Annotated in this window: 18 protein-coding genes and 1 pseudogene; 9 read left to right on the top strand and 10 right to left on the bottom strand. The window is 54.5% G+C overall.

Going from position 1 to position 18,904, the window contains the following annotated elements:
- The first annotated feature begins 17 nt into the window (after positions 1 to 17).
- Genes gsiB through gsiD form a run of 3 tightly spaced genes read left to right on the top strand, consistent with a single transcriptional unit; the run spans position 18 to position 3,438 of the window.
- A complete protein-coding gene (gene gsiB, locus ACJ9N4_RS01165; protein ID WP_182274254.1) occupies positions 18 to 1,556 on the top strand; it encodes a glutathione ABC transporter substrate-binding protein GsiB in 1,539 nt (512 codons plus the stop codon).
- 48 nt (positions 1,557 to 1,604) lie between these two features.
- The gene (gene gsiC, locus ACJ9N4_RS01160) at positions 1,605 to 2,525 is read left to right on the top strand and encodes a glutathione ABC transporter permease GsiC (protein WP_182919674.1); all 921 of its coding nucleotides are present in this window, start codon (positions 1,605 to 1,607) and stop codon (positions 2,523 to 2,525) included.
- A gap of 1 nt (position 2,526) precedes the next feature.
- Positions 2,527 to 3,438: a glutathione ABC transporter permease GsiD gene (gsiD, locus tag ACJ9N4_RS01155; RefSeq protein WP_182274256.1), complete on the top strand. Its 912-nt coding sequence runs from the start codon at positions 2,527 to 2,529 to the stop codon at positions 3,436 to 3,438.
- A gap of 45 nt (positions 3,439 to 3,483) precedes the next feature.
- On the opposite strand, the gene rimO is transcribed toward gsiD, so the two are convergent.
- Positions 3,484 to 4,809: a 30S ribosomal protein S12 methylthiotransferase RimO gene (rimO, locus tag ACJ9N4_RS01150; protein ID WP_059355489.1), complete on the bottom strand. Its 1,326-nt coding sequence runs from the start codon at positions 4,807 to 4,809 to the stop codon at positions 3,484 to 3,486.
- A gap of 222 nt (positions 4,810 to 5,031) precedes the next feature.
- Here rimO and ACJ9N4_RS01145 point away from each other — a divergent pair, with 222 nt between their 5' ends.
- Both ACJ9N4_RS01145 and glgP read left to right on the top strand, forming a co-directional pair.
- Positions 5,032 to 5,196, top strand: coding sequence for a glycine cleavage system protein T (locus tag ACJ9N4_RS01145; protein ID WP_182919675.1), 165 nt, complete (start codon positions 5,032 to 5,034; stop codon positions 5,194 to 5,196).
- Between the two features lie 74 nt (positions 5,197 to 5,270).
- The gene (glgP, locus tag ACJ9N4_RS01140; RefSeq protein ID WP_182919676.1) at positions 5,271 to 7,718 is read left to right on the top strand and encodes a glycogen/starch/alpha-glucan family phosphorylase; all 2,448 of its coding nucleotides are present in this window, start codon (positions 5,271 to 5,273) and stop codon (positions 7,716 to 7,718) included.
- On the opposite strand, the gene ACJ9N4_RS01135 is transcribed toward glgP, so the two are convergent.
- Positions 7,715 to 8,632, bottom strand: a complete 918-nt coding sequence (locus ACJ9N4_RS01135) for a LysR family transcriptional regulator (protein ID WP_411500195.1) — start codon at positions 8,630 to 8,632, stop codon at positions 7,715 to 7,717. The two genes, glgP and ACJ9N4_RS01135, sit on opposite strands and share 4 nt — an antisense overlap.
- Before the next feature lie 205 nt (positions 8,633 to 8,837).
- Between ACJ9N4_RS01135 and bssR the strand changes: the two genes are divergently transcribed.
- Positions 8,838 to 9,221: a biofilm formation regulator BssR gene (gene bssR, locus ACJ9N4_RS01130; protein WP_182274261.1), complete on the top strand. Its 384-nt coding sequence runs from the start codon at positions 8,838 to 8,840 to the stop codon at positions 9,219 to 9,221.
- Between the two features lie 105 nt (positions 9,222 to 9,326).
- Here the strand turns inward: bssR and ACJ9N4_RS01125 are convergent, their stop codons facing one another.
- Positions 9,327 to 9,953, bottom strand: coding sequence for a glutathione S-transferase family protein (locus ACJ9N4_RS01125; protein ID WP_182919678.1), 627 nt, complete (start codon positions 9,951 to 9,953; stop codon positions 9,327 to 9,329).
- 257 nt (positions 9,954 to 10,210) lie between these two features.
- Here ACJ9N4_RS01125 and dacC point away from each other — a divergent pair, with 257 nt between their 5' ends.
- Entirely contained in the window at positions 10,211 to 11,413 is a 1,203-nt protein-coding gene (gene dacC / locus ACJ9N4_RS01120; protein ID WP_182919679.1) for a serine-type D-Ala-D-Ala carboxypeptidase, read from the top strand.
- Between the two features lie 76 nt (positions 11,414 to 11,489).
- On the opposite strand, the gene deoR is transcribed toward dacC, so the two are convergent.
- The 3 genes from deoR to ACJ9N4_RS01105 all read right to left on the bottom strand — a co-directional run bounded on the left by deoR (position 11,490) and on the right by ACJ9N4_RS01105 (position 13,660).
- Positions 11,490 to 12,248: a DNA-binding transcriptional repressor DeoR gene (gene deoR, locus ACJ9N4_RS01115; protein ID WP_182919680.1), complete on the bottom strand. Its 759-nt coding sequence runs from the start codon at positions 12,246 to 12,248 to the stop codon at positions 11,490 to 11,492.
- A gap of 67 nt (positions 12,249 to 12,315) precedes the next feature.
- Positions 12,316 to 12,924 (bottom strand): undecaprenyl-diphosphate phosphatase, encoded by a 609-nt coding sequence (gene ybjG, locus ACJ9N4_RS01110; RefSeq protein WP_182274265.1) that lies wholly within the window; start codon positions 12,922 to 12,924, stop codon positions 12,316 to 12,318.
- Between the two features lie 7 nt (positions 12,925 to 12,931).
- Positions 12,932 to 13,660, bottom strand: a complete 729-nt coding sequence (locus tag ACJ9N4_RS01105) for a phosphatase PAP2 family protein (RefSeq protein WP_182274647.1) — start codon at positions 13,658 to 13,660, stop codon at positions 12,932 to 12,934.
- Positions 13,661 to 13,826: 166 nt separating this feature from the next.
- On the opposite strand from ACJ9N4_RS01105, the gene ACJ9N4_RS01100 reads away from it, so the two are divergent.
- A complete protein-coding gene (locus tag ACJ9N4_RS01100; RefSeq protein ID WP_182274266.1) occupies positions 13,827 to 15,059 on the top strand; it encodes an MFS transporter in 1,233 nt (410 codons plus the stop codon).
- 47 nt (positions 15,060 to 15,106) lie between these two features.
- Here ACJ9N4_RS01100 and ACJ9N4_RS01095 read toward each other — a convergent pair whose 3' ends face one another.
- Positions 15,107 to 15,919 (bottom strand): Cof-type HAD-IIB family hydrolase, encoded by an 813-nt coding sequence (locus ACJ9N4_RS01095; RefSeq protein ID WP_182919681.1) that lies wholly within the window; start codon positions 15,917 to 15,919, stop codon positions 15,107 to 15,109.
- Positions 15,909 to 17,123, bottom strand: a complete 1,215-nt coding sequence (locus tag ACJ9N4_RS01090; protein ID WP_182274268.1) for an MFS transporter — start codon at positions 17,121 to 17,123, stop codon at positions 15,909 to 15,911. Before ACJ9N4_RS01090 ends, ACJ9N4_RS01095 begins: the two co-directional genes overlap by 11 nt.
- Before the next feature lie 82 nt (positions 17,124 to 17,205).
- Here ACJ9N4_RS01090 and ACJ9N4_RS01085 point away from each other — a divergent pair, with 82 nt between their 5' ends.
- Positions 17,206 to 17,757 (top strand): TetR/AcrR family transcriptional regulator, encoded by a 552-nt coding sequence (locus tag ACJ9N4_RS01085; protein ID WP_182274269.1) that lies wholly within the window; start codon positions 17,206 to 17,208, stop codon positions 17,755 to 17,757.
- Here ACJ9N4_RS01085 and ACJ9N4_RS01080 read toward each other — a convergent pair.
- Together ACJ9N4_RS01080 and ACJ9N4_RS01075 are read right to left on the bottom strand one after the other, a co-directional pair.
- Positions 17,754 to 18,530 (bottom strand): SDR family NAD(P)-dependent oxidoreductase, encoded by a 777-nt coding sequence (locus tag ACJ9N4_RS01080; RefSeq protein ID WP_182274270.1) that lies wholly within the window; start codon positions 18,528 to 18,530, stop codon positions 17,754 to 17,756. The genes ACJ9N4_RS01085 and ACJ9N4_RS01080 overlap by 4 nt on opposite strands.
- A 147-nt stretch (positions 18,531 to 18,677) precedes the next feature.
- A pseudogene (locus ACJ9N4_RS01075) lies at positions 18,678 to 18,851 on the bottom strand (ArsC/Spx/MgsR family protein); the annotation flags it as partial.
- Between the last annotated feature and the right edge of the window lie 53 nt (positions 18,852 to 18,904).

The raw sequence follows: 18,904 nt of genomic DNA, 5'->3' as shown, positions 1-18,904 counted from the left end.
ACAGGCAGGAGAACACAATGGTTAAATTTGTTGCCCGGACATGGCTGTTAGCCGCGAGCGTGACGGCAGCCCTGGCCGCCGCACCCGCGTTCGCTGCCAAAGATGTCGTGGTTGCGGTTGGATCGAATTTCACGACCCTCGATCCTTATGACGCTAACGACACGCTCTCGCAGGCGGTCGCCAAATCTTTCTATCAGGGGCTATTTGGCCTGGATAAAGAGATGAAGCTGATGAACGTGCTGGCGAAGAGCTATACCGTCTCTGACGACGGGCTGGTGTATACCATTAAGCTCAGAACCGGCGTGAAGTTCCAGGACGGCACGGATTTTAACGCTGAGGCGGTGAAGGTGAACCTCGACCGTGCCAGCAACCCGGAAAATAGCCTTAAGCGCTACAACCTCTATAAAACCATTGCCAGCACCCAGGTGGTTGACCCGGCGACGGTGAAGATCACCCTGAAAGAGCCGTTCTCGGCCTTTATCAATATTCTCGCGCACCCGGCAACGGCAATGATCTCGCCTGCGGCGCTGAAAAAATACGGTAAAGAGATTGGCTTCCATCCGGTCGGCACCGGCCCGTATGAGCTGGTTACCTGGAATCAGACCGATTTTGTGAAGGTGAAGAAATATACCGGTTACTGGCAACAAGGGTTGCCGAAGCTGGATACCATTACCTGGCGTCCGGTGGTGGACAACAACACCCGCGCGGCGATGCTGCAAACCGGAGAAGCGCAGTTTGCCTTCCCGATCCCGTATGAGCAGGCGGCGATCCTGGCGAAAAACAGCAAGCTGGAGCTGGTGGCCAGCCCGTCCATCATGCAGCGCTATATCAGCATGAACATCACGCAGAAACCGTTTGATAACCCGAAGGTGCGTGAAGCCATCAACTATGCAATTAACCGTCAGGCGCTGGTGAAGGTGGCCTTTGCGGGCTTCGCGACCCCGGCAACTGGCGTCCTGCCGCCGACCATCGCCTATTCGCAAAATTATCAACCGTGGCCATACGATCCGGCTAAAGCGCGCGAGTTGCTAAAAGAAGCGGGCTTCCCGAACGGCTTTAGCACCACGCTGTGGTCGTCGCACAATCACAGTACCGCGCAGAAGGTACTGCAGTTCACCCAGCAGCAGCTGGCGCAGGTGGGTATTAAGGCGCAGGTTACCGCGATGGACGCCGGACAACGTGCGGCAGAAGTGGAAGGAAAAGGGCAGAAAGAGAGCGGCGTACGGATGTTCTACACCGGCTGGTCGGCCTCCACCGGCGAAGCGGACTGGGCGCTCTCGCCGCTGTTCGCCTCGCAGAACTGGCCGCCAACCCTGTTCAACACCGCGTTCTACAGTAACCCGCAGGTGGACAAAAACCTGGCCAACGCGCTGAAAACCACCAAACCGGAAGAGAAAGCGCGCCTCTATAAAGAGGCTCAGGATATCATCTGGAAAGAGTCACCGTGGGTCCCGCTGGTGGTGGAAAAACTGGTATCAGCCCATAACAAGGCGCTGACTGGCTTCTACATCATGCCGGATACGGGTTTTAGCTTCGATGATGCAGATTTGAAATAAGAAAACTCATGCCTGCAGGCGGTGATCTGTGGGATGAGAGGGAGAGGCATGCTGAATTATGTTTGTAAACGCCTGCTGGGGCTTATCCCGACGCTGCTGATTGTGGCGGTGCTGGTGTTTTTGTTTGTTCATATGTTGCCAGGCGATCCGGCCCGGTTGGTGGCAGGGCCGGAGGCAGATGCTACGGTCATTGAACGGGTACGTACACAACTGGGCCTTGATCAGCCTTTGTACCGGCAGTTCCTGCACTACATTGGCAATGTGCTGCAGGGTGATTTTGGCACCTCAATGGTGTCGCGTCGTCCGGTATCGGAAGAGATTGCCAGCCGCTTTATGCCGACGTTCTGGCTGACCATCGCCAGTATGACCTGGGCGGTGCTGTTTGGTCTGAGTGCCGGGATTGTCGCGGCCGTGTGGCGTAACCGCTGGCCGGACAAACTCGGTATGGCACTGGCGGTAACGGGCATCTCCTTCCCGGCGTTTGCGCTCGGGATGCTGCTGATGCAGATTTTCTCCGTGGAGCTGGGCTGGCTGCCAACCGTCGGGGCTGATACCTGGAAGCACTATATCCTGCCTTCTCTGACTCTGGGCGCTGCCGTTGCGGCGGTAATGGCGCGCTTTACCCGCGCTTCGTTTGTTGATGTGCTGAGTGAAGACTACATCCGCACCGCGCGGGCAAAAGGGGTGAGTGAAAAATGGGTCATTCTCAAGCACGGTTTTCGTAATGCGATGATCCCGGTGGTGACGATGATGGGGCTGCAGTTCGGCTTCCTGCTGGGCGGCTCTATCGTAGTGGAGAAGGTCTTCAACTGGCCAGGGCTGGGGCGTCTGCTGGTCGATTCAGTCGACATGCGTGATTACCCGGTCATTCAGGCGGAAGTCCTGCTTTTCTCACTGGAGTTTATTCTTATCAACTTAGTGGTGGACGTGCTCTACGCCGCCATTAACCCGGCCATCAGGTACAAGTAAGATGCGATTGTTAAACTGGCGTCGTCAGGCCGTTTTAAACGCTATGCCGGGGCTTAAACCGGATCATATCCGCACCCCGTGGTTTGAGTTCTGGCGGCGTTTTCGTCGCCAGCCGGTCGCCATGACGGCAGGGCTGTTTGTGCTGTTGCTGATTGTGGTGGCGATCATTGCCCCGTGGGTGGCTCCGTTTGATGCCGAAAACTACTTTGATTACGATCGGTTGAATGACGGGCCATCAATGCTGCACTGGTTCGGCGTGGACTCACTCGGGCGCGATATCTTCAGCCGCGTGCTGGTGGGGGCACAGATCTCTCTTGCCGCCGGGGTCTTTGCGGTACTGATTGGCGCGGCGACAGGCACCGTACTTGGCCTGATTGCCGGGTATTACGAAGGCTGGTGGGACAGGATCATCATGCGTATATGCGACGTCTTGTTTGCGTTCCCCGGCATTCTGCTGGCGATCGCTGTTGTCGCGATTATGGGCAGCGGTATGGCGAACGTGATTGTTGCCGTGGCGGTCTTCTCGATCCCGGCATTTGCCCGTCTGGTGCGCGGCAACACGCTGGTACTTAAACAGCAAACCTTTATCGAGTCGGCGCGCAGTATGGGGGCCAGTGATGCCACCATCCTGTTCAGCCATATTCTGCCGGGGACGGTGTCGTCCATCGTGGTCTATTTCACAATGCGTATTGGCGTGTCGATTATCTCGGCGGCCAGCCTGTCGTTTCTGGGGTTAGGGGCACAACCACCGACGCCGGAATGGGGGGCGATGCTGAATGAGGCGAGGGCGGATATGGTGATCGCACCGCATGTGGCGATATTCCCGAGCCTGGCGATTTTCCTGACCGTGCTGGCATTTAACCTGCTGGGGGATGGGCTGCGCGACGCGCTGGATACGAGGATTAAGGGGTAGGTTTCCCCTCTCCCCAGTGGGGAGAGGGTCAGGGTGAGGGGGGAATTAAACCCGGCTACCCCACAAATCATACTCGTCGGCGTTTTCAACTTTCACACGAATGATATCACCCGGCTTCACGTTGGTTTCCCCGTTCAGGTACACCGCGCCGTCGATTTCAGGGGCATCCGCCATGCTGCGGCCAATCGCGCCTTCTTCGTCGACTTCATCGATAATCACCAGAATTTCGCGACCCACTTTTTCCTGCAGACGTTCAGCAGAAATCTGCTGTTGCAGCTGCATAAAGCGGTTCCAGCGTTCTTCCTTCACCTCTTCAGGTACCTGATCAGCCAGTTCGTTGGCGGTTGCGCCTTCTACCGGGCTGTATTTGAAGCAGCCTACGCGATCCAGACGCGCTTCTTTCAGGAAGTCCAGCAGCATCTGGAAATCTTCTTCGGTTTCACCCGGGAAGCCGACGATAAAGGTGGAACGCAGGGTCAGATCCGGGCAGATTTCACGCCACTGTTTGATGCGCGCCAGCTGGCGGTCAACGGAACCTGGGCGTTTCATCAGCTTCAGAATACGCGGGCTGGCATGCTGCAGCGGAATATCCAGGTACGGCAGGATCTTACCTTCTGCCATCAGCGGGATGACGTCGTCAACATGTGGGTAAGGGTAGACGTAGTGCAGACGCGTCCAGATACCCAGCTTAGAGAGCTGTTCGCACAGGCCGACCATGCTGGTTTTTACCGGTTCACCGTTGTGGAAGCCGGAACGGTGCTTCACGTCCACGCCGTAGGCAGAGGTATCCTGGGAAATGACCAGCAGTTCCTTCACGCCCGCGTCGGCCAGACGCTTAGCTTCTGCCAGCACTTCGCCAATCGGACGACTCACCAGATCGCCACGCATAGACGGGATAATGCAGAAGGTGCAGCGATGGTTGCAGCCTTCGGAAATTTTCAGGTATGCATAGTGGCGCGGCGTCAGTTTCACGCCCTGTTCCGGTACCAGGCTCAGGAACGGGTTGTGCTTTGGTTTTGGCACGTAGTGGTGAACATGTTCCAGCACCTGCTCGTAGCTGTGTGGGCCAGTGATTTCCAGCACCTTCGGGTGTACTTCGCGGATTTGATCCACTTTTGCGCCCAGGCAGCCAGTCACGATGACTTTGCCGTTTTCAGTCAGGGCTTCACCGATGGCTTCCAGAGACTCCTGAACCGCACTGTCGATAAACCCGCAGGTATTGACGATCACCATGTCGGCGTTGTCGTAGCTTGGCACCACGTCATAGCCTTCGGTGCGAAGTTCGGTCAGGATACGTTCAGAATCCACCAGGTTTTTCGGGCAGCCCAGGGAGACGAAGCCGATTTTCGGCTGGTGCGTAACATTGCTCATAGGTTAAAAATTCATCAATTATGGAGTTGTCAGGGCGGGATTTTACAGCGTTCTGCAGGGGATTTATACAGGTCTGTGTGCTGATGTGGCCTGGTCCGGGTTAACCGCTTTGCTAACCAACACTGTTTAGAATTACTTATCCCGGCTTTAAGCGTTGCTAATTGGCTAAAAAAGAAGCAGGTGGTATCTTTCATCCCATCAACAACACTGATGAGGTTATTAATGAAAGATATTCATGTGCAATCCAAAGTTGCTATGGCCAAAACCCTTCACGCTCACGGCGTAAACCTGCCTTACATTGCGGTTGCGACCGGACTGACCCCGCGCAAAATTAGATCTGAATTAAAACTTGCCATTAAAAATAAAATTAATAAACGCAAACTGTAATCCCTGCATTATTCCAGATTCCACTTTTACCTGTTTACCCCCAAATTTATTCAGTTGCCTGAAGAGGGTTTCCTATGCAAAATTCCGTTGTTCGCACAGCTTATCGCACCGACATTGAAACGCTGAAAAAAACGATTGTCGAAAAATTACTTTATATCGTTGGTAAAGATCCGGTCATTGCCACCAACCGTGAATGGCTAAATGCCACGCTGTACGCCGTGCGCGACCAGCTGGTCGAGCGCTGGCACCGGTCTAACCGCGCGCAATTTTCTCAGGACGAGCGGCAGGTCTATTACCTTTCAATGGAGTTTTTAATTGGTCGGACATTATCCAATTCTCTGTTATCTCTGGGGATTTATGATGATGTCAAAGGCGCGCTGGAGTCCATTGGGCTGGACCTGGAAGAACTTATCGATGAAGAAAACGACCCGGGGTTAGGCAATGGCGGTTTGGGCCGTCTGGCGGCCTGTTTCCTGGATTCGCTGGCTACGCTTGGCTTGCCGGGTTGCGGGTACGGTATTCGCTATAATTACGGTATGTTCAAACAAAGTATTATTGATGGTCGCCAAAAAGAGACGCCGGATTATTGGCTGGAATATGGTAACCCGTGGGAATTTAAACGCCATAATACCCATTATAAAATCCGCTTTGGCGGACGGCTTCAGCACGAAGGTGGTAGAACCCGCTGGGTTGATACTGAAGAGATCCTGGCCGTGGCACACGACCAGATTATTCCCGGTTATAAAACGGATACCACCAATACGCTGCGTCTGTGGAATGTCCAGGTGAATAGTGAGATTAATTCCGCTCGCCTTGCGCAGGAGGATGTTTCCCTGCCGGAGGAAAATAGCTATCACTACGACAAAATCTCGCGGGTACTCTATCCGGATGACTCGACGGAAGCCGGGCGCGAATTGCGTCTGCGTCAGGCCTACTTCCTGGCCTCGGCGACGATTCAGGACATCCTGAATCGCCATTATATGCTGCATAAAACATGGGATAACCTGGCCGGGAAAGTGGCCATTCATCTCAACGATACGCATCCGGTACTCTCCATTCCGGAGCTGATGCGCGTGTTGATCGATGAGCATAAATTCAGCTGGGAAAAGGCCTGGGATATCACGAGCCAGATTTTCTCTTACACCAACCATACGTTGATGAGCGAAGCACTGGAAACCTGGCCGGTAGAGATGCTGAGCCGTATTCTGCCGCGTCATCTGCAGATTATTTTCGAGATTAATGACCGTTTCCTGAAGAAAGTGTGTGATGTGCATGGTGGGGATAGCGGGCTGCTGCGCCGCGTATCGCTAATCGACGAATCGCATGGCCGCGTGGTGCGCATGGCATGGCTGGCGGTCGTAGCCAGTTATAAGGTAAATGGCGTCTCTGAACTGCATTCTGATTTGATGGCGCAGTCGTTGTTTGCTGATTTTGCGCGCATCTTCCCGACGCGTTTTACCAACGTGACCAACGGGGTGACTGCCCGTCGCTGGCTGGCGCTTGCCAACCCGTCGCTCTCCGACGTGCTGGATACCAACATTGGCCCGGCCTGGCGAACCGACTTAAACCAGCTCAGCGATCTGAAATCCTGTATTGATTATCCAACGGTAAACGCGGCTATTTGTCGGGCGAAACGGGAAAATAAAAAGCGTCTTGCCGACTACATTGCCACGCACTTTAACGTCGTGGTTAACCCCGGGGCGCTGTTCGATGTGCAGGTGAAACGTATTCATGAATACAAGCGTCAGCTGTTGAACGTGCTGCATATCATCACCCGTTATAACCGCATCAAGGCCGATCCGGAGGTGAACTGGGTCCCGCGCGTCAATATCTTCGCCGGTAAGGCCGCCTCGTCGTACTTTATGGCGAAGCAAATTATTCGTCTGATTAACGACGTGGCGCAGGTGGTGAATAACGATCCGCAGATGGGTAACCGGCTCAAGGTGGTCTTTATCCCGGATTACAGCGTCAGCCTGGCACAGATGATTATTCCGGCAGCCGATCTCTCTGAACAGATTTCGCTGGCGGGGACCGAAGCCTCTGGTACCAGCAACATGAAATTTGCACTTAACGGCGCGCTGACCATCGGTACGCTGGATGGGGCGAATATTGAGATGCGTGAGTATGTTGGCGAGAACAATTTCTTCATCTTCGGCAATACGGCAGAAGAAGTGGAAATGCTGCGCCGTGGCGGCTATAACCCGCACGATATCTTTGAGCAGGATGAAGCGCTGCACCAGGTGCTGACGCAGATTGGCACCGGGAAATTTAGCCCGCAGGAGCCAGGGCGTTACCGTAACCTGCTGGATTCATTAATCAATTTTGGCGACTATTATCAGGTGCTTGCGGATTATCGCAGCTACGTTGAGTGTCAGGATCAGGTGGATGAGCTGTACCGTCAGCCACGGGAGTGGACAGCCCGGGCAATGCACAATATTGCCAATATGGGGTATTTCTCGTCTGACCGCGCTATTCAGGAATATGCCGACACTATCTGGCATATCGGCAAAACGCGGCTCTAGGTCGTCTGGAGCAGCAGATCATTCAGCACAGAAGAGAGCAATGTATTGCTCTCTTTTCTGTATGAGGAGTAAATGCTGAATTGCGGTAGTGGGAACGGTGTGTCAATTCGCCTGAGCTTGTACATCTCCGAGTAGGTGGCGAAGGCGCGCTCCGGGATAATTCCCAGGCACTGCGTTCTGGCGATGATAATCAGAATGGAGGCAAAAGAGGTGGTGAGCAGACAGCGGTCGCTGGAGCGGAATTTTTTGTCAACAATACTGCGGTAATAAATGATTTTTTCATTTTTGGTGTTATAGCCCACCAGACTGGCATTTCTGAACGACTCTTCATCAATCACGTTTCCGTAGAGCGAGTTATCCTGTGCGGCCACCAGCACCAGGTTCACCTTGCACACTTTCTGGCAGCTGATGTTGCTGTTTTCCACCGAAAGGGTGGAGAACACCACATCGGCCTGGCGCATGTTGAGCAGCTCGGTAATTTTTTGTTCGTTCAGGTCGGCAGTGCGATGTAGCAGGCTAATGTCAGAATTCGTTTCGAGGAGCTTTTCCGTTAATTCAGGTACCACCAGCGGAGAAACAAAGGATTCGGTATACAGAGTGACTCTTTTTTTGGGCGAGGGCGTTGAGCCAGGTAACAGTGTGGAGAGCTTGTCGATTATCGGAACCGTGTTGTCGTAAAGCTCATCGGAAAACACCGTCGGCAGCAGCATGTTTCCGCTACGAACAAAAAGGTTGTCCCCCATCATTTCGCGCAGTTTTCGCAGCGACTGGCTGACGGCAGAGGGGGAAATGTCCAGCATGTCGGCGACTTTAGAAATGCTACCCACGCTATAGATTAAGCAAAAGAGGGTGAGCAGATTCAGGTCAATCTTTGAAAGCGAACATATTTTTTCGGACGCCGGTATTGTCGACATAATCCCTCCAGCACTGGCGCTGTCGCAGGCCATTCAATCCTGTAGAAAAAATAGCACATGCCGGGAATTTGTGCCCCGCAGGGCTTAAAGTTGTAACATTGTAAATGATGTTAATCAGTTATGTTTTATTGATCTGAAGCATTAAACTGTACAAAAAATGAACTTATTCTGAAGGTGCATAATGGCTGACAGAGGAGGAAATAGCATGTCCGTTGACAGACTGAAACGCGATCTGCTTAACAAGCTGATCAACGCCCGAATCGACCTTGCCGCATACCTGCAGTTGAGGAAGGCAAAAGGGTATATGTCAGTCAGCGAAAGCGAACATCTGCGTGATAATTTCTTTGAACTTTGCAATTTCATGCGTGAAAAAGCACCCATCCTGAAAGCGGAATACGCTGAAAGCGAGCTGATTGCTCTGCGTCGAGCCGCTGAGGTGCTCTCCATTGCAGGGGTATGTTTGATGACCGGACGCCACGACTGCCCGACGTTTATAGCCGTCAACGCGGAGAAGCTCGAACACTGCCTGACTACGATCTCTCTTTGCATCATGTGTCTGAACGAGCACGCGACGCTTGAACAGCACTAAGCCCGGGGGAGGCAACTCCCCCTTCTGATGACATGTTATCTGTATGTTCTGACCGATGAGACGGACGGGTCGCGGTTGAAAATGAGCCCGTCCGGCGGTGCGTAATCAGCTTACCGGGATCATCACAGCATGACGGTACGCCGGACGCTCGCTAAGCTGGCGGAGCCAGCGCTCAAGATGCGGACGTGGCGTCCACGTCAGGCCCATGTTGGTCAGGTTCCAGACGAAGGGCGCAACAGCAATATCCCCCACGCCAAATGTCTCACCCGAGAACCACGTGTGCTTCGCCAGTTCGTTGTCCATCATTGCGAAAAGGGCTTCACAGGCATCTTGTGCGGCATGGATAGCGGGATAGTCGCGTTCGGCTTCCGGCGTTCTGACTAACCCCATCAGGATCACACGGTGGGTGGGAGAGAGCGTCTGGTTTGCCCAGTCCATCCACTTTTCACCCTGAGCACGCTGCACCGGGCTTTCCACCCACAGACGCCCCTGGCCGTACTGAGCCGCGAGGTAACGCACAATGGTGTTGGACTCCCATAGCGTAGCGTTGGTCTCTTCATCGCGCAGCAATGGCACCAGACCGTTTGGGTTCATGGCCAGATACTCCGCCTCTTTGTTGACCCCAAACTGCATGCCCGCCATCACCTGCTTAAACGGTAAATCCAGCTCTTCCAGCGTCCAGAGCACCTTTTTAACGTTGGTCGAATTGTTCCTGCCCCACAGCGTAATCATATTAACTCCCGAAATAGTCAAACAACCTGAGATGTGAATCAGAGCCAGCGATTTGTCATGGTGAGATAAACCTAACAATTACGCAACAGAAGACAAAAAAATCGTTCGAATCAAAGCGTATCCGAATGTTATTGCATAAACTTTAAAAACTTTACCTGGTTTAGGTTTCTTTAACCGTTTTAGTGCGCTATTACTCATCGCTTCTTGCGATACGGTGATGTGACATAATTATTTGAATGGATACTCGGGTGGCATTTATGACGCGAAAATTGACTTCTCTGCGCAGCCTGGCGGCAGGCTCTGCGCTCCTTTTCCTGTTTGCACCAACTCTTTATGCGGCTGAGCAGGCTGCGCCTGAAGCGCCGCCGGTTGATGCGCGCGCCTGGATCCTGATGGATTATTCCAGCGGAAAAGTGCTGGCGGAAGGCAATGCCGACGAACAGCTTGACCCGGCCAGTCTGACCAAAATAATGACCAGCTATGTGGTCGGCCAGGCGTTAAAAGCGGGCAAGATCAAGCTTGAGGATATGGTTACCATCGGAAAAGATGCCTGGGCGACCGGCAACCCTGCACTGCGTGGGTCGTCTGTGATGTTCCTGAAGCCCGGGGATCAGGTTTCCGTCTCAGATTTGAATAAAGGGGTGATTATCCAGTCGGGTAACGATGCCTGTATTGCGCTGGCGGATTATGTCGCGGGCAGCCAGGACTCGTTTATCGGCCTGATGAACGGCTACGCGCAAAAGCTGGGTCTGAACAAAACCACCTTTAAAACGGTTCACGGCCTCGATGCACCGGGCCAGTTCAGCACCGCGCGCGATATGGCGTTGCTCGGGAAGGCGCTGATCCACGACGTGCCGGATGAATATGCCATCCATAAAGAGAAAGAGTTCACCTTCAATAAGATCCGCCAGCCTAACCGTAACCGCCTGCTGTGGAGCAGTAACATCAACGTTGACGGGATGAAGACCGGCACCACGGCCGGTGCGGGTTACAACCTGGTGGCTTCCGCGACTCAGGGCGATATGCGCCTGATTTCGGTGGTACTGGGGACGAAGACTGACCGCATTCGTTTTAACGAATCGGAAAAACTGCTGACCTGGGGCTTCCGCTTCTTTGAAACCGTGACGCCAATTAAACCGGATGCCACGTTTGTCAGCCAGCGCGTGTGGTTTGGTGACAAGAGCGAGGTTAATCTGGGGGCCGGTGAGGGCGGTTCGGTAACCATTCCGCGCGGCCAGCTGAAAAACCTGAAAGCCAGCTACACCCTGACCGAGAGCCAGCTTACCGCGCCGCTGAAAAAAGGCCAGGTGGTCGGGACGATTGACTTCCAGCTTAACGGCAAATCGATTGAGCAGCGTCCGCTGATTGTGATGGAAGCGGTAGAAGAGGGCGGCTTCTTCAGCCGGATGTGGGATTTCGTGATGATGAAACTCCACACGTGGTTTGGGAGTTGGTTCTAAGCTTTTTGTCGGGTGACGGCCTGCATTCTTTTCCCCCTCTCCCTGTGGGAGGGGGGATCAGGCCGCACCGTACGACTCAATACATCAACTTAATCTGCTGTGCCTTCGCGTGTGCCACGATCTCTTCATCTGGTCGGCAATCACTCACGATAGCGTTAAAGCCCGACAGTTCACCCATTCTTGCCGCACGTACTTTGCCAAACTTACTGTGATCGACCACCAGGACATGGTACTGCGCCGCGTTTAACGCCCAGCGCTTCACCGGCAACTCTTCCAGATTAAAGCAGGTTGCGCCCTGACGGACATTCACTCCCGCCGCAGAATAAAAAGCGATATCCGGGCATAAATTGCTGAGCGTGTCCTGCAGATTCAGGGGTTTGAAAATCGCATTGCTGGCGTGGAACTCTCCGCCGCAGAGGATCACCCGACACTCGGGTTTTTCCTGCAGCGCCAGGAAGGTGTTCAGTGAATAGCATACGGCAGTAAAAGGGATGCTGCTGTCGATTGCTTCAATGATCCACGGCGTGGTGGTTCCGCAGTCAAAAAACAGCGTCTGGTGGGGCTGTACCAGTGAAGCGGCAAGCCGCGCGGCTTTGCGTTTCTCTTCAACCAGGCGCGTTTTTTGATCGCTTATCAGATAATGGCTGGCGCTACGCGGCTCCAGCACAATATACCCACCCAGCAAAACGACGGGGGCACTCTCGCTGTTCAGGTCACGACGAATGGTCATCTCAGAGACGCCGAGCAGGGTTGCAGCTTCTTTGAGGTGCAGTTTATCACTGCGCTTCAGCGCCTGTAGCAGCTGAGCTATGCGGTCATCGCGTCGTGTTTCCATAGATCCTCGGGCTGAAAAAGTGAACCCCCGCAGGGCGGGGGCTCAAGTGTAACCTGTCGGACTGGGGTTAGTCACGCACCCAGCCTTTGCGGATCGGGATGGCAAACAGGACGTGATAAACCCGGGACAGCCCGCGGTAGAGCACCTGACCAACGAGACTCCACAGGATCGCCGCGCTTACGCAGCCAATCAGCCCCACGAGGAAGCCACCCACCATATCCAGTGGCCAGTGGACGCCCAGGTAAACACGAGACCAGGCGATTGCCGCTGCAACCACCATCAGCAGTGCGCCAGACCACAGGCGATGCCAGAACAGGAATGCCAGCGCGAAGGTGAAGATCACCGTGCCGTGATCGCTCGGGAAGGAATCATCCGGCGCATGGTGCAGGAAGGTATAGCCTGCGTGAGCGACGAAAGGACGATCGTGCGGGAACAGATGTCCCAGCATAAAGCTCACCAGCACGCTCACGACGAGTGCCATCCCGACCTTGATAACCAACTGACGTCGTGCGGTCACCTGGTCGCGTGGACCCCACAGCCAGAGAATAGCGGCCAGGACAGGAACAATGCTGATCAGATCCTTTGCAAAAAAAGTGGCTGTATCGATCATCCACTCCGGTGACGCCGGGGTGGCGTTGATCAGATAAAACAGCCCGTAATTCAAATGCTCTAACATAGTGTCATTACCCTTTAGCAAACCGGGTGGATACCAGTCCGTAGACCACCACCTGGGAAAACCAGACCCACCACCCAGCCCACAGGTTGTGAGAGAAGAAATGTGCCCCGCGCATGACCTGCCCGTAACCCATTGCCAGCCCTAACACCACGCCCAGGGCGACAAAGCACCAGGCCAGACGTGGACGATCGCGCCAGAAAGCAAAAAACAAGCCCATCACCATAAAGCCGCTGGAGGCATGACCACCGGGGAAGCAGCGCCCAGGACCACTGTCTGCCGGAGCCGCGCTGAACAGAGGGTAAGAGACGGCCTTACCGCCATACTCCACCAGATCCCACGGGCAGCTGTGATGGCTAATACTTTTCAGCGCACCAACCACCAGCGCACCAAGCCCCATCAACAGCGCACCCGTCACCAGCTTTGCGTTGCGTTTGTAAGCGCCGTATAACAACGCCACTGCGCCCAACGCGATAGCGATGTACTTCGCCATCCGGTGGTTCAGCAGATCCAGCAGATGGTTTTTCTGCAGCGGAAAACTCTGGGTTGCCGCGTCATACCAAAAGCCGGTGATCCATTTATCGAGCGTTTCATCGCGAGATAGCCAGGTAAACAGCACGGCGAGGGCGATCAGCACGAAAAGCTGATAACCATAAAATCGAGCGGGTAAACGGTAAAGTTGTGTTGTCTTAATTGTTGGTAACTTAGACAATTCTGAACGGCTGGAGGTCTGTGCCATAATTTTGATCGGTGACATGAAATGGAGTTATCATAATAGTGTCAACTTAAGGAAACCTTAAACAAAGACGATATAAGCTTTATTTCTGTTTCTTCTCGATAACTTACTATTTCAGACTGCGGCAATTCATTACACTCGCCGCGATTTTTCACCATAAAGAGATTGCATGTTAAACCGTTCTTCTTCCGGTACGCGTCTGGGTCGTCAGGCGTTACTTTTCCCTCTGTGTCTGGTGCTCTACGAATTCTCTACCTATATCGGCAACGATATGATCCAGCCGGGTATGCTGGCCGTTGTGGAACAGTACAACGCAGGGATTGAGTGGGTGCCAACGTCGATGACCGCCTATCTGGCTGGCGGTATGTTTTTGCAGTGGCTGTTAGGCCCGCTGTCGGATCGTATTGGCCGTCGCCCGGTAATGTTAACGGGTGTGGTATGGTTTATCGTGACCTGCCTCGCCACGCTGCTGGCGCAAAACATTGAACAATTTACCCTGCTGCGCTTCCTGCAGGGGGTGAGCCTGTGCTTCATCGGTGCTGTGGGATACGCCGCGATCCAGGAGTCATTTGAAGAGGCGATGTGTATCAAAATTACCGCGCTGATGGCGAATGTGGCGCTAATTGCCCCGCTGCTGGGGCCGCTGGTGGGAGCCGCGTGGATACATGTTGCGCCGTGGGAAGGGATGTTTGTGCTGTTTGCCGCATTTGCCGCCATCGCTTTCTTTGGCCTGCACCGCGCGATGCCGGAAACGGCTACCCGGCTGGGTGAAACGCTGTCGCTCAAAGAGCTGGGGCGTGATTACAAATTGGTGCTGAAAAACGTTCGCTTTGTTGCGGGAGCACTGGCGCTGGGGTTCGTCAGCCTGCCGTTGCTGGCATGGATTGCCCAGTCTCCGGTGATTATCATCAGCGGCGAGAAGCTCAGCAGTTACGAGTACGGCATGTTGCAGGTACCGATTTTTGGTGCGCTGATAATCGGTAACCTGACGCTGGCTCGTCTGACGTCTCGTCGTACCGTGCGTTCGCTGATTATTATGGGCGGCTGGCCGATTGTGGCAGGGCTGATTATGGCGGCCGTTGCTACAGTGGCATCGTCGCATGCTTACCTGTGGATGACGGCGGGGCTGAGTGTTTATGCCTTTGGTATTGGCCTGGCGAACGCCGGGCTGGTGCGTCTGACGCTGTTTGCCAGTGATATGAGTAAAGGTACCGTGTCTGCGGCGATGGGGATGTTGCAGATGTTGATTTTCACCGTCGGTATCGAGGTGAGCAAGCACGCTTACGCGATGGGCGGCAATGGGCTGTTCAGCCTGTTCAACCTTGCCAATGGTGTGCTGTGGCTGGGGCTGATGGTGGTGTTCCTGAAAGATAAACGCGTCGGGAATGCGCTACAGCCATAAGTTTTTGTTCCCTCTCCCTGTGGGAGAGGGAACCAGACCGCACAGCGTCAATGAAATGGCGCTTCCCCGTTCAACACCTTCTCGATCACAGCCAGTACACCTTCGTCATTATTGTGCGGTGCTTCAAAGCGGGCGGCTGCTTTAATATGCGGCCGGGCATTGGCCATCGCAAAGCTGAACCCTGACTGATGCAACATCTCCACGTCGTTGCCGCTGTCGCCAAAGGCCACCACTTCGCGGTCGTCAATCCCCCAGCGTTTCTGCAAAATTCGCAGCCCGTTGGCTTTATGCACGCCGGGGATAATCAGGTCGATGCTGCCGTGGCCAGTGGTGACGGGCACCATGATGTCGTTGAGCTTTTCATGCAGCATTGCCTGAATGCGCGGAATGTCATCGTCAGAGACGTTAAGCCCGAATTTGAAGAAAATATCGTTCAGGTTGTCGAAATCATTCACCATTTCGAGGCGATGATAGTACTTCGCTGCGATGTCTTTGAAGACCTCGTCATACTCTTTCAGGGTGTAAGCACTGCCTTTCCCGCAGGCGATAATCTCTATGCCGGGGACACCGCTTAGCACGGTGGCGACGGTGTTGAAGTGGTCTTTCGACAGTTCGCCGTTAAAGACATCTTCCCCGGCGCTGACTACCCAACCGCCGTTTTCGGCGACAAACGCAATTTCATGCGCGATCTCCGGGAAAAACGAAATCAGCTGGTAATACTGGTTACCGCTGGCGACCACAAAGCGAATACCTTGTTCCTTCATGCGCGCATACTGCGCCAGAAAACGCTCGCGATTATAGGTCTTCGCGTCGCTCAGAAAGGTGCCATCCATGTCGACTGCAATCAGTTTAACGCTCATATCCCTTCTCCAGTGTCGTCTGTTCTGTTTCCGGTTTTGCCACTGCGCGCGCCACCAGCGCTGCAATAACCACTAACCCTAACACCACCAGCATGGCACTGCGCAACCCGTAGTGCTCACCGAGGAAGCCGAGCAACGGAGGGCCCACCAGGAAGGCGAGATAGCCCGTGGTGGCGACCACGCTGACGCGCGTCGGGGCATCCGGGCCGGTATCGCTGGCGGCAGAAATGGTGAGCGGGAAGCCCAGTGAGGCACCCAGTCCCCACAGGATCACCGAGACTCCGGCAATCCAGTCCACATCGACAAAGATGATCATCGCGATGCCTAACCCACCGAGCAGGGCGCTGGCACGTACTACCGTGACGCGGCTGTAGCGGTCGATAAACCAGCCGCCGGTAAAGCGTCCGACGGTCATCCCCAGCGTAAACCCGGCGTAGATAAGCGAGCCGGACGTTGGGCTAAACCCGTGACCGTCCACCATCAGCAGTGGCAGCCAGTCGTTGGCAGAGCCTTCGGCAAAGGCCATTGCCAGCACCACCACGCCAATCAGCATCAGCTGAATGTCGCGGTAGAACGGCAGCCCTTTTTGTACCGTTTTTTGTTCGTCAGAGGAGTTCTTACCCGTGCCGTCAGGAATGGCTCTGATGCCGGTCAGGATCGGCACAATACAGACCAGCGCCGCCAGTAAAATGTGCAGATTCGCGGCAATACCCAATGCCGTCAGCGCCATCCCCACACCTGCGCCCGCCAGCGTGCCGAGGCTGTAAAAACCGTGCATCATCGGCAGCACCGTCTTGTTCATCTCGCGTTCTACGGCAGCGCCTTCAACGTTGATGGAAACTTCTGCCGCACCGAAGCTACCACCAAATACCGTCAGCCCCAGGGCAAACAGAACTGGTGAGGCGAACCACAGGGCCACACTCAGCACCAGCATCCCGGCGACTGCACAGCACATCGTGGTGCGGATCACCGTACGCGTACCAAAGCGCTTCACCAGCCATGCAGAGCAGAGAATGCCGCTCATGGAGCCTATCGACAGGCCAAACAGCACAATGCCCATCTCTGCCGTTGAGACGGACAAAATATCGCGGATTGCCGGGGTGCGTGTCGCCCAGGAGGCCATCAGTAGCCCTGGGATAAAGAAGAACATAAACAGCGCCCACATACGCAGCTGAAGGGCTTTACGGGGTGAGGTCTGAATCATCGGGGTAAACACCAGAAGTACAACAATAGCGACAACACTAGCAAGTTTGTGTACATTTGTACATAAACCACGTGAGGATTTTATGAGCAGACCACCGAACGACCCCCATCGCCGGGAAAAGATCCTGCAGGCGACCCTGGACACCATTGCTGAGCACGGTATTCATGCCGTCACGCACCGGAAAATCGCCAGTTGCGCGGGGGTGCCGTTGGGGTCGATGACCTACTATTTTGACGGTATGGAATCGCTGCTTGAAGAGGCTTTTACGTGGTTTACCCGCCAGATGTCAAAGCAGTACCGGGATTTTTTCTCGGGTGTGAACGGCCCGGTAATGGCGTGTGAATCGATCACGACCCTGATCTACAGCTCGCAGGTCACCACGCCGCACAATATGGCGCTGATGTACCAGCTGTATGCCTTTATGCACCGCAGCGCGGCGCTTAAAACGGTGATGCAGGACTGGATGAAGATGAGCCAGACAACCCTTGAGCAGTGGTTCGAGCCTGCCACCGCCCGCGCGCTGGACGCGTTTATTGAAGGGATGACGCTGCACTTTGTGACGGACAGGCAGCCCTTATCGCGGGAGGAGATCCGCGCGATGGTAGGGCGGATTGCAGGAGAGAGCGGCGGTTAGAGAGTGGTCGCGCCAGCCGTCATGTTCACGGTTGTTCCCGTCATGGCGTTTGCTGAATCGGACGCCAGAAACACGATGGTGCTCGCCACCTGCGCCAGCGTGGGCAGGCGTTTAAGCATTGTGCCTTGTGCCGCGCCGCCTAAAAACTGATCCACGGTAGTTCCCAGCTCCTGCGCCTTAATGGCAAACAGTTCACCCACATAAGAACCCGCCTGAACCGCGTCGGCAATCGCATGCGAACGTATACACAGTACACGAATATTTTTTGGCCCTAACTCAGCGGCAAGCGCCCGGGTAAAGGCTTCAGTGCCCGCGCACCCGATAATATGCCCGGGATGGCCCGGCATCGCCATATTTGCGGCAGGCGCAACGACGGTGATCATTGTTCCGGCATGCTCGCCACCCATACGGGGCGAGACAGCTTTGGCAATGTTGAAGTACGCGGTCAGAAAGGGATCGAACCCCTGTCTGAATTCAGCCAGCGTTAACGCTTCGATGCGTTTGCCCTGATCGTGCATAAAGCCAGTGGCATTCACGGCAATATCAATGTGGGCAAGATCCGGCAGTGGTGAGGACTCGTCGAGGGCGTTGAAGATCAGGGTACTGGCTGAACCGCCAGCGGCGCGAATACGGTCAGCCACACGATCCAGTCTGGTTTGAGTGCGGGCAGCAAGCCAGACATGTGCGCCTTCACGTGCCAGGGCATATGCAGCAGCGCTGCCGATAGCACCGCTGCCACCAAAAATGACGGCGGTTTTGTTTTTGAGCTGCATAGTGGCACATCCTCACCCAATGACTGTGATCAAAATTATGGGCAGGAACGGGATTGATGCAAATATGCCTGGCGACCGGATGACACTGCCCTGCGCATATTGGCAGGGCAATCAAGGTATTACTGTCCTGGATTTTTTTCCCGGATGCATCACTTCAGAAGGTCGACACAGACGCGTTCCTGGAGGCGTAACCACAATCTGGCGGTTAATCAGAATCGGGTATTGCAGTACGTAATCAATGAGCTGGTCATCATTGAAATGCTCTTGTGTCAGTTCCAGCTGCTCGTAGGACTCTACATCCTTGCGCAGTAAGGCGGTGATGAACCCGGTTCCCAGCGTGGTTACCCAGATCCCGTGTTCAGCCAGCACATTCA

Origin of the sequence: Enterobacter sp. LM3 (assembly GCF_046622475.1) — a bacterium.
GTDB lineage: Bacteria > Pseudomonadota > Gammaproteobacteria > Enterobacterales > Enterobacteriaceae > Enterobacter > Enterobacter cloacae_P.
Note: the sequence above shows the minus strand (reverse complement) of the source record. Positions and strands in the feature narration are given on the sequence as shown.